The 13,876-nt window shown below is 34.6% G+C and carries 10 protein-coding genes; 7 read left to right on the top strand and 3 right to left on the bottom strand.

The window, feature by feature from the left end:
- Nucleotides 1-152: 152 nt before the first annotated feature.
- The gene (locus BM289_RS10730) at nt 153-2,831 is read left to right on the top strand and encodes a T9SS type A sorting domain-containing protein (RefSeq protein ID WP_167365415.1); all 2,679 of its coding nucleotides are present in this window, start codon (nt 153-155) and stop codon (nt 2,829-2,831) included.
- A 140-nt stretch (nt 2,832-2,971) separates the two neighbouring features.
- Here the strand turns inward: BM289_RS10730 and BM289_RS10725 are convergent, their stop codons facing one another.
- Nucleotides 2,972-3,661: an SIMPL domain-containing protein gene (locus BM289_RS10725; RefSeq protein ID WP_091493097.1), complete on the bottom strand. Its 690-nt coding sequence runs from the start codon at nt 3,659-3,661 to the stop codon at nt 2,972-2,974.
- Between the two features lie 51 nt (nt 3,662-3,712).
- Nucleotides 3,713-4,351: a rhomboid family intramembrane serine protease gene (locus BM289_RS10720; protein ID WP_091493095.1), complete on the bottom strand. Its 639-nt coding sequence runs from the start codon at nt 4,349-4,351 to the stop codon at nt 3,713-3,715.
- Between the two features lie 113 nt (nt 4,352-4,464).
- Here BM289_RS10720 and BM289_RS10715 point away from each other — a divergent pair, with 113 nt between their 5' ends.
- Both BM289_RS10715 and BM289_RS10710 read left to right on the top strand, forming a co-directional pair.
- Nucleotides 4,465-5,337, top strand: coding sequence for a lysophospholipid acyltransferase family protein (locus tag BM289_RS10715; RefSeq protein WP_091493094.1), 873 nt, complete (start codon nt 4,465-4,467; stop codon nt 5,335-5,337).
- 196 nt (nt 5,338-5,533) lie between these two features.
- Complete coding sequence (locus BM289_RS10710; RefSeq protein ID WP_091493092.1) at nt 5,534-7,018, top strand: glycosyl hydrolase; 1,485 nt, start codon at nt 5,534-5,536, stop codon at nt 7,016-7,018.
- A gap of 85 nt (nt 7,019-7,103) precedes the next feature.
- Here the strand turns inward: BM289_RS10710 and glmM are convergent, their stop codons facing one another.
- Nucleotides 7,104-8,492 carry a phosphoglucosamine mutase gene (gene glmM, locus BM289_RS10705; protein ID WP_091493091.1) on the bottom strand — a complete coding sequence of 463 codons (1,389 nt, stop codon included), beginning with the start codon at nt 8,490-8,492 and terminating at the stop codon, nt 7,104-7,106.
- 206 nt (nt 8,493-8,698) lie between these two features.
- Between glmM and BM289_RS10700 the strand changes: the two genes are divergently transcribed.
- From BM289_RS10700 to BM289_RS10685, 4 genes are all read left to right on the top strand, one after another.
- The gene (locus BM289_RS10700) at nt 8,699-9,283 is read left to right on the top strand and encodes an acyl carrier protein phosphodiesterase (protein ID WP_091493089.1); all 585 of its coding nucleotides are present in this window, start codon (nt 8,699-8,701) and stop codon (nt 9,281-9,283) included.
- A gap of 30 nt (nt 9,284-9,313) precedes the next feature.
- Nucleotides 9,314-10,993, top strand: coding sequence for a gamma-glutamyltransferase (gene ggt, locus BM289_RS10695; RefSeq protein WP_091493087.1), 1,680 nt, complete (start codon nt 9,314-9,316; stop codon nt 10,991-10,993).
- 73 nt (nt 10,994-11,066) lie between these two features.
- Entirely contained in the window at nt 11,067-12,851 is a 1,785-nt protein-coding gene (locus BM289_RS10690) for a chloride channel protein (RefSeq protein ID WP_091493085.1), read from the top strand.
- A 65-nt stretch (nt 12,852-12,916) separates the two neighbouring features.
- On the top strand, nt 12,917-13,870 hold the full coding sequence (locus BM289_RS10685; RefSeq protein ID WP_091493083.1) for a Fic family protein: 954 nt from the start codon (nt 12,917-12,919) through the stop codon (nt 13,868-13,870).
- Nucleotides 13,871-13,876 lie beyond the last annotated feature (6 nt).

The following is a 13,876-nucleotide window of genomic DNA, read 5'->3' as shown; positions in this document are numbered from 1 at the left end:
AGCTGAATACCTGTTAAAATTTAAGAATAGTGTTTTTAATAGTCAGCCAAAATAAAAAACCTCTCTTTTTTAACAATATATCGGTATTTTTCTTATCATTGTAGCACAGTATAGAATAGTACTGCATTTTAACTATCTAAACCTAAATTATTATGCAAGAAAAAATTACAAATGAAAAATTATCAATTAGACGGATCTTTACTGCTTTACTGCTCTTAATGGCGGTTTATGGTTCGGCCCAAACTTATGAATTTGAAAACGGCACCCGTACCAACAATGCCGACATTCAGAACTGCGATTCCTGTTCCGGAAAAATTGTTGGTAATCTGGGCGGAAACAGCAGTGTATCAGTCAATGTTACTGTAGCTTCTACCGGATGGTACAATCTTCAATTATTTTATTGTACCGGCGATCCCCGAACTATTCGTTTAACAGCCGGTTCTGCAAACGCAATAGCAATTCCTTGTGATCCAAGCGGCGGATGGAGTACAGCGGCTTCTAAAAATTTAAGCGTCTATTTAAATAGTGGTACCACTACTCTGCTTTGGGACAATCCCAATTCCTGGGCTCCCAATCTGGATAAGTTCGTTTTAAGTCCAATTAACTCTTCTAATCTTCAAACTATTTCATTTGGCAATAATAGTATCGTTTACAATTTAGGTACTAAAACGTACAGTATTAAATTCAATGGAAATACTGTAATTGCCAACGCCTCTGCTTACGCTAACAGTGACCAACAATATGTCAGCAATAATTTTGGAACAGCTGTCTATACTTCAGAATCATTTACAGATAATATTGGAAGCGGTACTAAACATATTTTTACGTTAAGTGGCAATTATAGTTTGGGAATGCAACAGATATTTTATACTTATAGCAATAAAAATTATCTTGCAGTACAAGTTGTGCTTACCGGAAATGGCTCTAATTGTTACAAAATGTCTCCTTTAACAAGTTATGAAGTAACTCCAAATTTTGGCAGTGGGGACACCAGAGCTTTATTTGTACCTTATGACAATGATGCATGGATTCGTTATAATGCTAATCCACTTAATTCTTCAGACTTTACTGCTTCTGAAGTTACCAGTATTTACAACAACACTAATCGTAAAGGTTTGGCTATTGGTTCTGTTGAACATACAAAATGGAAAACGGGCATTACAGTTAATGGTGGAGGCGCATCATCTGCTTACGTTTCTGTTATTGCAGGATGGACAAAAAAAGAAGTTACAAGAGACACAAGAGGTCATGGCTGGGTAAACGTAGGACAAACGAGCTGTCCTTCACCAAAAATAATAATTAGTGCCAACGACGACTGGCGAGTTGGTCTTGAGGAATTTGCACAAGCTAATGCTGTAATGCAACCAAAATATATTTTTGACTGGACTGCTCCAAAACCTATTGGATGGAACAGCTGGGGGGCTATGCAAACCAGCATTAATCTAACTAAAGCCAAATCAGTAGTAGATTTTTTCCACGATGACTGCCCAGCGTTCAAAACCGAAGACAATACATTGTTTATAGATCTAGATTCCTATTGGGACAATATGAGTGATGCTGAACTTGCACAATTTGTTACTTATGCGAAAAGCAAAGGTTTCAAAGCTGGTATTTACTGGGCTCCTTTTGTAGATTGGGGTAAATACAATCGTCAAGTCGAAGGAAGTTCCTATCAATACAATCAATGCTGGACTATGGTAAATGGAAATCCTTTTGAGCTTGATGGTGCTTATGCAATGGATCCGACAAGTCCTGGAACAAAAGCCAGAATACGATATTTTATAAATCGTTTTAAAACAGCTGGATTTGAAATGGTAAAAATTGATTTTCTGACGCATGCCAGCATCGAAGCTGATAGTTTTGTCAATTACCAAATCCACACCGGTATGGAAGCCTATCAGGAAGGCATGAAATATTTAATAGATGAAATAAACGGAACAATGTTGGTTCAGGCTGCTATTTCTCCTAATCTCTCAACAGGTCCTTTTGTACATGTTCGACGTATTGCCTGCGATGCGTATGCAAGCATTAGCGATACTGACTATACTTTAAATAGTACAACTTACGGATGGTGGCAAAATCAGATTTATGATTATCTGGATGCCGATCATGTTGTTTTTGGTAATGCTTCTTTAGGTGAAAATCGTGCACGATTATTAAGCAGCGTGGTAACAGGAACAGTTACAAGTGGTGACGATTTTTCTGTAGCCGGCGCATGGAAAACAAAAGCTCAGACTCTTTTACAAAATAATGACGTGCTTAATACTGCTCGAAACGAAATGCATTTTCTCCCTGCTGATGGAAATACTGGATATAATGCTGCTAACATATTTTCGGCAACAAAAGATAATGTTACTTACATAGCGGTATTTAATTATACTAATGCAACAACTAACAATACTATCAATTTAAGTCGTCTTGGATTAAGTTCCGGAAATTATAATGTAAAAGAATTATTCTCTGGCACGACCAGCACTATACAAAGTGCATTAAGTGTACAACTTCCACAAGCTGATGCGGCTTTGTATGCTATCTATGACACTTCAACCTTAAGTGCTCCTAATTACAATTGGGCAATAGCTTCAACTAATTATATTTTTCCAAATCCAGCTTCAAATGCTTTCAGGATAAAATTTGAGAATCCGGTTAATAGCGAATCTACTGTTTCTGTTTATGATACCGGAGGCAAAGTATTATTGAAAAAAACAATCTTTGTAGAAGACGAAATTAGCTCAGAAATACCAATAAATGGTCTAGCTAAAGGAGTTTATATGGTAAAAGTTTCGACGGCAGGAAAAGCCACTAAAAATTTCAAATTCGTTAAACAATAAATATAAAAGTCCTGAATTTCATCTTAGTACAAAATCAGGACTCTTTTCTTGTCGTTTGCAAAAAAGTCATTCAAAAAAAAATCCAAATCCCAGAAAATTTGGAATTTGGATTTTTTAAATATTGGAATTTTTTATGTCGTTTAGTCTAAAACAAAACTTACACTAACATTGGCGGTAATTTCGATTTCTCCAATGGCTAAAGTTTCGTTTGAAGCTCCCATTGAATCTGCTTCTTTCATTCTCATCGCTGCATAAACCGGCTGTGGATGATAAACTTGTGAATTGTCTGAAATCGTAAATGCTTTACCCACTTTCTGTCCTAGAACAGATACGTATTCCTCAGCTTTTACTTTCGCATCTTTCATTGCTAATTTTCTAGCTTCCGACTGATATTGTGCTAATTTAGAAGATTCAAAGGAAACTCTATCGATACGATTAATTCCTTGCTGTACCAAACCTTCCATTAATTCATCATATTTAGACAAATCTTTTACTACAATTTCTACCGTTTGTGTAGCATTGTAAGAAGTTTTCTTTTTCTCATAATCGTATTGCGGATTTAGAGCAACTTGCTTTGTTTTGAAATCTGCCGTTGGGATATTCATTTTTTTGATGAATTTTAAAACAGCATCGATCTTTTCGTCATTCTGTTTTTTAACGTCTTTAGCATTATTCCCTTTTGTTTCAACCGTAGCTGAAATACAAACTTGATCAGGTGCTACTTTTACTTTTCCTTCCCCGTTTACATTGATTAGAGGTATTTGTTTGATTTCCTGGCCGTAAGACATAGTCATAAACATAATTGTTAAAAATAATACTAGTTTTTTCATTTTTGTTAAATTTTAATATTTAGTAAAGGCTTTCCAAAAGTTATGCCAGCATTATAATTTTCCCATTTTTGCCATCCCAAAAAGGATTACAATTGGAATTGCAAGCAGAATTACCATCAAAGTTTGATCGGCAAATAAAGAAGGTTCTTTTATCAAAGTTATCACATAACCACCTATAGCACCACCAAAGTGAGCTGTATGGCCAATATTATCATTTTTAGCTTTCATTCCGTAAATGGAATACAATAAATATAAAATTCCGAAAATATAGGCTGGCATCGGAATGACAAAAAATATTCCGAGCATCATGTCAGGTCTTAACAATATTGCAGAATACAAAACACCAGTTACCGCGCCTGAAGCTCCAACGGCACGATAGCTGTAGTCATTTTTATGGAAAAGCATCGTCAAAAGGCTTCCGAAAATCAAACTCCCAAAATAAATCAGAACGAAAGAAAAAGTTCCGAGCCAATCCAATACGACGGGAGCAAAAAAATAGAGTGTCAGCATATTGAAAATTAAATGTAGCATATCAACATGCAGAAAACCAGAAGAAAGCATTCTAAACTGTTCACCCGAACGAATGCTTCCTACATGAAATTCGTACTTTCTAAAAAAAGAAAGATCATTAAATCCTTTATAACTAATAACAGCGTTGGCAACTATAATTCCTGCTAAAATGATATTCATAAATCAAAATTATTGTGAATTGTAAATATAATCATTCTTAAAGATAAGTTAGCACGAAAGCAAAATATCAATCGCTAATCATTTTTAATTTATCTTTGTCAAAAAAAAATTACATGCAGTTTCTTGTTTATATTCTGGCCTATCCATTACTGTGGCTAATCTCTATATTACCTTTCCCAATATTTTACTTCTTCTCAGATTTCGTCTATTTTCTGATTTACAGAGTTATTGGATATCGTAAAAAAGTGGTTCGCGAAAATCTGGCATTGACTTTACCACATTTAAGCGATGCTGAAAGAAAAGACATTGAAAAGAAATTCTACAAACACATGTGCGATATGTTTTTGGAGATGGTTAAAACCATGAGTATGTCTCCTGAAGAAATGGAAAGAAGATTTCATGTAACCAACATCGATTTGGTTTTGGATTATGCAAAAAAAGGAAAAAGTGTAATTCTCGTAGCTTCGCATTACGCCAGTTACGAATGGCTTTTAACTATAAATCCTAAACTTGGATTTCAAGGAGTTGCAGTTTATAAAAAACTTGCCAATCCGTATTTTGATAAATTAGTTCGAAAAATCCGTTCAAAATACAATACAGAAATGATTGAAACCAGAAAAGCAATTCCAACCATGGCTCAAAACCAGCGCAATGGAGTATTAAGCATGTATGGTTTGGCTAGTGATCAATCACCTAAACTTGACAGAATTTTTCATTCCATGAAATTTATGGGAATTGAAGTTCCTGTTCATACCGGCGCGGAAATGCTGGCAAAAAAATACGATTTAGCAGTAATTATGGTAAAAGTCGAAAAAGTGAAAAGAGGATTTTATGAAGCTACTTTTTTATCTCTTGCCGATAATCCAAAAGACTTTAAAGATTTCGAAATTACTGAAATGTACTTGAAAGAGGTTGAAAAACAAATTCTTGCGAAACCAGAATTTTATTTATGGACGCATAAAAGATGGAAGCATAGAATTGAATAATTGACTAAAAAATTCCGAAAAGCAAAATTGTTTTTCGGAATTTCTATTTTACCCCCCCCCCGTAACTAATAAAAAACAGTCAACAAAACAATTTTGATGTGTTTTTGTAATGATTTTTTTTGGCCAAAAAAAATAGAAACCCTATAAATTTGGGTTTCTCTAATTATCAAACAAAACCACAAAAAAATCATTATCCATGATCAAAAAATTACCTTTAACAGTTTTGCTGTTTTTTCTCATTTTTTGCGTTTCTGCCCAAAGTCCAAAACGAGGAATTGCTTATGGCTATCATTCGGAAGCAGATATGCTGGCTTTGAAACCTGGTATATCTTGGTGGTATAACTGGTCGCCGGAACCCGAATCTGCTTTAAATGCAAACTACCAATCATTAGGAGTTGAATTTGTCCCTATGGCATGGGGAAAAATAAGCGATACTGATGTTCAGGCTTTTATCAATAAAATAAAGCCCGGAGCTAAATACCTGCTTGCCTTTAACGAACCTAATTTTACTGACGGTGCCAGATTAACACCTCAGGAGGCTGTAAATGCGTGGCCAAATATTGAAAAAATTGCAGCCGCAAAAAATTTAGAAATAGTAAGTGCTTCACCTGCTTATAATGGGCCAAACAATTATGGCAATATTTCTGATCCAGTCGTTTGGCACAATCAGTTTTTTCAATTATGCCCAAACTGCAAAGTAGATTACATTGCTTTTCATACCTACGATGCCACAGCATCGTCTGTAATTGGAGTTACGGGGCTTTTAAAAAAATACAATCGCCCGCTTTGGATTACAGAATTTGCAAATAGAGTTATTCAGACAGCCGATGAAAAAACTGCTTTCATGAAACAAATTTTAAATAGTTATGAAAATGATCCTGACATTTTTCGTTATTCTTGGTTTTCTGGAAGAGTAAACCCTACGTGGACCGATATGCTTGAAGGACAATTATTAAGTCCAACCAGCGGCGTTTTGCGGCCAATTGGAACAGAATACATTAATGTGCCATATACTGCTAAAAAAATAACTGTTCCTGGCCGTATAACAGGTAATAAACATTATAGAAGAAAAGGAACAGGCTTGCAAGCAACATTAGACGGTAATACTGGACAAAATGTATGTTTTATTAATGAAGGAGACTGGAACGAATTTATTCTGAATGTACCTGATGCAGGGACTTACAACATGACTCTCAGAGTCGCATCACCTGTAAATACTGGAAAATTTGATATTTTGGTGAATGATATCGCCGTCAAAACAGATGAAACATTCCCTGCAACTGGAGACTGGCAGACTTTTGCAGACAAAATTGTTAATGGAGTTCCTTTACCAAAAGGCGAAGTGTATCTGAAAATTAAATTCAAAGCAAACGATATCAATTTTAATTACATTGATGTAGTTGCTGCGAATCTGGGCATAAAAGATTCTGATTTAGAAAAAAACAGTATTACCATTTACCCGAATCCTGTAAAAAATCAATCAATTCTTCATATAAAATCTACCGAAACTGAATCTGTAAAATTAAAAGTCATTGATATGAACGGAAAAACTGTTTACTCATCTGATACTTATTCTACCAATCAAGATATTAAAATCGGGGACAGACTTCCTAAAGGCGTTTACATTATAAATGTGGCTTATGGAAAAACTGAAAAATCGATTAAAATTATTAAAAACTGAAAAATTAAAATTTAAAATTCCCCAATGATTAAAACAAAAAGCCTCTTTGACAAAAAGAGGCTTTTTGTAATTCAGAACTAAAATCTTAGATTCCAGCGATTACTTTGATTTCGTCAATAATTCGAAGAGCCAATTTATCAGCTTCATCCTGAGAAGGAGCTTCTGTGTAAATACGAATAATTGGTTCTGTATTTGATTTTCTTAAATGAACCCATTCTGTAGCAAAATCAATTTTTACACCGTCGATTGTCGAGATATCTTCGTTTTTATATTTCTCTGTCATTTGAGTTAAAATGGCATCGACATCAATCTGAGGAGTCAATTCAATTTTATTTTTACTCATATAATATTCTGGATAAGAAGCTCTCAATGCAGCAACCGACATTTTTTTGTTTGCCAAATGTGTTAGGAATAAAGCAACTCCAACCAGACTATCACGTCCGTAATGCAATTCAGGATAGATAATTCCTCCGTTTCCTTCACCACCAATTACAGCGTTATTTTTTTTCATTAATTCAACCACATTTACTTCTCCAACAGCACTTGCTTCGTAGTTTCCGTTGTGCGCTTTAGTCACATCACGCAATGCACGAGAAGATGACATATTAGAAACTGTATTTCCCGGAGTTTTACTCAAAACATAATCGGCAACAGCAACTAATGTATATTCTTCGCCAAACATTTCTCCGTCTTCGCTGATGAAAGCTAAACGATCTACATCTGGATCCACCACAATTCCTAAATCCGCTTTTTCTTTTACAACCAATTCAGAAATATCCGTTAAGTGTTCTTTTAAAGGTTCTGGATTATGAGGGAAATGTCCGTTTGGCTCACAGTACAATTCTACTACTTCCACTCCCATTTGTTTTAGCAATTTTGGAATAATAATTCCTCCTGAAGAATTTACACCATCAACAACCACTTTAAATTTAGCTTCTTTAACAACTTCAATATCCACTAAAGGTAAATTTAAAACCTCGTCGATATGAATGTCCATGTAAGCATCATTCGAAATAATTTCGCCTAAACTATCCACATCAGAAAAATCGAAAGCTTCTGCTTCAGCAATTTCCAAAATTTTAGCGCCATCAGCACCGCTTAAGAATTCACCTTTTGCATTTAATAATTTTAAAGCATTCCATTGTTTTGGATTATGAGAAGCTGTTAAGATAATGCCTCCATCAGCTTTTTCTAAAGGAACAGCCACTTCCACAGTTGGCGTTGTAGAAAGTCCAAGATCAATTACATTTATTCCTAAACCAATTAAAGTATTTACAACCAGATTGTGAATCATCGGGCCAGAAATTCTGGCATCGCGACCAATTACAACTGTCAATTTATCTTTAGCAATATTGTTTTTTAAGAAAGTTCCGTATGCCGAAGCAAACTTCACAGCATCTACAGGAGTCAAATTATCTCCTACTTTTCCTCCGATCGTCCCACGGATTCCAGAAATAGATTTTATTAAAGTCATTTTTGTGAGTTAGGGTTATTTTTTTACAAATATAAAAAAGTTACCGAGTTACTAAGGTCCTAAGTTTCTAAGATTTTAAATTTAACTTATAAGAAAGCACTTTCATTGTGTTGTTTTTATAACAAAATGATTTGAAAAAGTTTTTATACATTTACTAAAACAACTCGGAAACTTAGCCACTAAGATTCTCAGCAATTATAGAAAAAATGAATTTCTTAGCCCATATATATCTTTCTGGAGAAAATGATTTGATTAAAATAGGGAATTTTATGGCCGATGGAATTCGCGGCAAACAATTTGAACATTTTCCCGAAGACGTGCAAAAAGGGATTTTACTGCACCGATTCATTGATACTTATACCGATTCTCATGATATTTTCAGAAAAAGCACCAAACGACTGCATGATAGATACCATCATTATGCCGGAGTAATTGTAGATATTGTTTACGATCATTTTCTGGCAAAAAACTGGACCAATTATTCTGATGAAAAATTAGAAAGCTTTATTAGTCGATTTTACAATTCATTACATGACAATTATGGTATTTTGACTGAAAAAACACAGGGCTTAATGCCTTATATGATTGAAAGAAACTGGCTTTTAAGTTATCGCACTACAGAAGGAATACATCAAATTCTGACTCAAATGGATCGCCGTTCTAAAAACATTTCTAAAATGCAGTATGCTGTAGAGGAATTAAATGAGTTTTATGATGATTTTGAAGAAGAATTCACTTTATTTTTTGAAGAAATAAGAAAACAAGCTGGAGAAAAATTACTTTCCCTTTAACAGCACATTTCTAATTACAATTTATACAGTATGAAAAAAATTACGCTTTTAATAACCTTTATTTATATGAGCAGTAATGCTCAGCAAGTCAACCCAACCGGATTAGTAGTGACTAAAGCAATGGTGGTTTCTGCCCGAGAAGAAGCTTCGAAAATTGGGGCCGATATCATGAAAAAAGGAGGCAACGCATTTGACGCTATGGTTGGAACCGAATTGGCTCTTGCTGTTGCTTTTCCATTTGCAGGAAATATCGGCGGTGGCGGATTTATGGTGTATCGAAAAGCCAATGGAGAAGTTGGTTCTTTGGACTATCGCGAAAAAGCACCTTTGGCTGCCACAAAAGACATGTTTTTAGACAGTGACGGAAATGTAATTAAAGGCAAAAGTACCGAAACAGCTCTAGCTATTGGAGTTCCCGGAACTATTGCCGGCGTTTTTGCGGTTCATAAAAAATACGGAACAATGCCAATTTCCAAAATTTTGGAACCAGTAATTGCTTTAGCCGAAAGAGGTGTCGTGGTTACCAAAAAACAAGAAAAAAGCTTAAAAGATTACCACGAAAGCATTGTCAAAATTAACGGAGAATCTTCTCTGCTTTCTGGAAATTTCAAAGAAAATGATACTATCAAATATCCTGCTCTTGCCAAGACTTTGAGAAGAATTCAGAAAAAAGGAAGAAATGAATTCTATAAAGGTGAAACAGCTAAAATTTTAGTTGATTATCTGAAGAAAAAAGGCGGCATTATTACAATGGAAGATTTGGCTAAATATGAAGCTAAATGGAGAAAACCGCTTCAGTTTACGTATAAAGATTTAAAAATAACTTCAATGTCTCCACCAAGCAGTGGCGGAATCTGTCTGGCACAAATTCTAAAAATGCTGGAACCGTATGATTTAGCCAAAATGGGACATAATTCAGCCGATGCCATTCAGATTATTGTCGAAGCTGAAAGAAGAGCTTATGCCGATAGAAGCTACTTTTTAGGAGATCCGGATTTTGTTAAAATTCCAGTAAAAGAATTATTAGATCAAAATTATTTACGCGATCGAATGGCAAGTTTTAATCCAGAAAAAGCCACTTTGTCTTCTGAAATAAAAGAAGGAAAAGTTACTTATGCCGAAAGTACCGAAACAACACATTATTCTATTGTAGATCAATTTGGAAATGCAATTGCAGCAACCACAACCTTAAACGACGGATATGGTTCTAAATATTACTGCGACGAATTAGGTTTCTTTTTGAATAACGAAATGGATGATTTTAGTGCAAAGCCAGGTTCTCCAAATATGTTTGGTTTGGTTGGAAATGAAGCCAACAGCATTGCACCACAAAAGCGTATGTTAAGTTCAATGACGCCTACAATTGTTGAGAAAAACGGAAAATTATTTATGGTTGTGGGAACTCCAGGCGGTTCTACTATTATTACTTCGGTTTTGCAAACTATTTTAAATGTTTACGAATACAATCTGAGCATGCAGGAAGCCGTAAATGCGCCACGTTTTCATCATCAGTGGCTTCCTGATTTGATTACTTTTGAACCAAATGCTTTTGAGACAAAAACAATAGACAAACTAAAAGCTAAAAATTACTTAATCAATGAAAAACCAACTCCAATTATAGGAAAAGTTGATGCCATTTTAGTTTTGCCTGACAGCAAACTAGAAGGCGGAGCCGACTTTAGAGGAGATGACAAAGCGGTAGGTTTTTAAGAGATATTCGTTTTTATTTTTTTAATCTAGGATTATGAACTAATTTTGTAAGAAAGAATAATTTTAAATCAGAATGCTAAAAAAATATTTCAGAAGACTCGAAAGCATCATTGCGTTGGCACAATCCTTAATGACTCCAAAGCAGTTTCTTTTTTTGTCAAGCGTTCTTATTGGAATTTCATGTTCTCTTGCCGTAATTGTTCTTAAAACTTTCGCACACAGCGTATTCTCTTTTGCAACTTACATTAACGGAATTCTAAAGTTAAGCTTTATTAATAGTATCCTTCCGATTGTCGGGATTCTATTGACCGTTTTTGTTGTGAAAAAAGTCCTTAATGGAAGTATCCAAAAAGGAACTTCTCAAATCCTTTATGCCGTTGCCAAAAAAGCCAGTATCATTCCGAGAAAGCAGATGTATGCTCAAATCGTAACGAGTTCGTTAACAGTTGGTTTAGGAGGTTCTGCAGGTTTGGAAAGTCCCATTGTAATTACAGGTGCCGCATTTGGTTCTAATTATGCCCAGAATTATAAAATGCAATATAAAGACAGAACCTTACTAATTGGGTGTGGTGTTGCAGCGGGAATTGCTGCTGCTTTTAATGCTCCAATTGCCGGTGTTCTTTTTGCAATTGAAGTTTTATTGGTAGATGTTAGCATTTCTGCTTTTACACCTATCATGATATCTGCGGCAACTGGTGCATTAGTTTCGGCTATTGTTTTGGACGAAAGCATTCTTTTAAGCTTCAAAAAACAAGAAACATTCGATTATCACAATATTCCTTTTTATGTAATATTAGGGGTTTTAACAGGGCTAACAGCAATTTATTATTCCCGAAATTTCCAGAGAGTAGAACATTATTTTGCCAAACAACAGATCAATCCTTATAAAAAAGCATTAATTGGTTCGTCACTTTTAGCATTGCTGATTTTTGTTTTTCCAACTCTGTTTGGTGAAGGTTACGAAAGCATCAGAACTTTATCTGAAACCGATCCTGGAAAATTATTAGACAATACACTTTTTGCAGATTTTAGAAATAATCAGTGGGTTTTACTCCTTTTTGTGGGTGCCACTATGATGATGAAAGTTTTTGCATCTGGATTAACTCTTGGAAGTGGTGGAAACGGAGGAAACTTTGCTCCTTCTCTATTTTTAGGCTCTTATCTAGGCTATTTCTTTTCTAAGCTTATTACCATGATTGGTTTATCAAAATTACCAATTACCAACTTTACAATGGTTGGAATGGCCGGAATTTTGAGCGGTTTATTTCATGCCCCTTTAACTGCAATTTTCTTAATCGCTGAAATCACTGGAGGTTACGGATTAATGATTCCGCTTATGATTGTTTCTTCCATCAGTTTTGCAATTTCAAAACGTTACGAAAAATATTCACTTGACGTAAAAGGATTAGTGAAAAAAGGTCACGCTTTTACCAGCAATAAAGATTCTAATATTCTTTCAACTTTAGACATTGATACTATTATTCAATGTGATTATTTAACAGTTCATCCTGAAGAAAATTTGAGCAAATTGGTTGATCTTATTTCTCATTCCAATCAAGTTGTTTTTGCAGTTGTTGATAATGAAAAAGAGTTACTTGGAGTGGTTCATTTTAATGATATCAGAGAAATTATTTTTAATTCTTATCGTGTAAAATATACCCAGATTAAAGACGTAATGAAAACGCCATTAGCCACAATTTCTTCTTTTGACAGCATGGAAATTGTAATGAGCAAATTCGAAAAATCGAAATCGGCATTTCTTCCTGTCTTGAGAAATGGAAAATACCACGGGTTTATTTCCAAGTCTATTGCTCTAGAAGCTTATAGAACAAAACTACGTGCCATGACAATAGAATAAAGCTTAATATCGGATAAGTTAAAAGTTTTTATTATCCGATATTAAGAAATACCTTTGTGGTCATAATGTGGAATATAGACCTAACATACAGAGAAGAATTTCAATCAACCTTTGATAGATTGTATCAAAAAAGGCAGGAACTGCAAACCAGCAGACCATTGCCTAATATTGCTTTGAATAAAATCCGCGAAAGCTTATCTCTGGAATGGACATACAATTCAAATAGTATTGAAGGAAATACAATGAGCTTACGCGAAACCCAAATGGTAATTCAGGAAGGTATTACCATTAAAGGAAAATCGTTGCGTGAACATTTTGAAACACATAATCATGATAAAGCAATTGATTATCTATATTCAATTGTTAATGAAAATTATAAACTAAGAAGTATTGATATACTCTCTATTCATGGTTTAGTCTTACGTTCTATCGAAGATGATTTTGCAGGACGTATTCGAAATGGCGGCGTTAGAATTTCAGGAGCTAATTTTTCACCTCCAAATGCCAATAAAGTTTCCGATTATATCGATGAATTAATTGACTTTATCAATACAAATCCATTAGGTTTAAATGATATTGAACTCGCTACAATTTACCATCATAAACTAGTATGGATTCACCCTTTTTTTGATGGAAACGGTCGAACTGTTCGTTTAAGTATGAATCTCCTTTTAATGCGTTGTGGTTTTCCTCCTGCAATCATTCTTAAGAATGACAGAAAAAAATATTACGAGGCAATAAATCAAGCGAACAATGGTAATTATCAAAAACTTACACTCTTGATGTGCCAGGCATTAGAAAGAACCTTAAATATTTACCTGAACGCAATGCCTGGAAGTACTTATGATTATCAGCCAATATCAGATATTGTCAATGAACCAGAAACTCATTACGGACAAGAATACGTTAGTCTACTTGCCCGAACAGGTAAAATAGATGCTTATAAAGAAGGTCGAAACTGGTACACAACCAAAGAAGCCATAGAAGAATATATAGCAACCCGAAAGAGAAAACGCTAGTGTAAA

It is taken from the genome of Flavobacterium phragmitis, from assembly GCF_900112575.1.
GTDB lineage: Bacteria > Bacteroidota > Bacteroidia > Flavobacteriales > Flavobacteriaceae > Flavobacterium > Flavobacterium phragmitis.
This window is presented reverse-complemented; position numbering and strand designations above follow the sequence as displayed.

Bases quoted from the DNA above. Each gene is read 5' to 3' on its own strand.
- BM289_RS10730 (WP_167365415.1), top strand. From the start codon at position 153: ATGCAAGAAAAAATTACAAATGAAAAATTATCAATTAGACGGATCTTT.
- BM289_RS10725 (WP_091493097.1), bottom strand. From the start codon at position 3,661: ATGAAAAAACTAGTATTATTTTTAACAATTATGTTTATGACTATGTCT.
- BM289_RS10720 (WP_091493095.1), bottom strand. From the start codon at position 4,351: ATGAATATCATTTTAGCAGGAATTATAGTTGCCAACGCTGTTATTAGT.
- BM289_RS10715 (WP_091493094.1), top strand. From the start codon at position 4,465: ATGCAGTTTCTTGTTTATATTCTGGCCTATCCATTACTGTGGCTAATC.
- BM289_RS10710 (WP_091493092.1), top strand. From the start codon at position 5,534: ATGATCAAAAAATTACCTTTAACAGTTTTGCTGTTTTTTCTCATTTTT.
- glmM (WP_091493091.1), bottom strand. From the start codon at position 8,492: ATGACTTTAATAAAATCTATTTCTGGAATCCGTGGGACGATCGGAGGA.
- BM289_RS10700 (WP_091493089.1), top strand. From the start codon at position 8,699: ATGAATTTCTTAGCCCATATATATCTTTCTGGAGAAAATGATTTGATT.
- ggt (WP_091493087.1), top strand. From the start codon at position 9,314: ATGAAAAAAATTACGCTTTTAATAACCTTTATTTATATGAGCAGTAAT.
- BM289_RS10690 (WP_091493085.1), top strand. From the start codon at position 11,067: ATGCTAAAAAAATATTTCAGAAGACTCGAAAGCATCATTGCGTTGGCA.
- BM289_RS10685 (WP_091493083.1), top strand. From the start codon at position 12,917: ATGTGGAATATAGACCTAACATACAGAGAAGAATTTCAATCAACCTTT.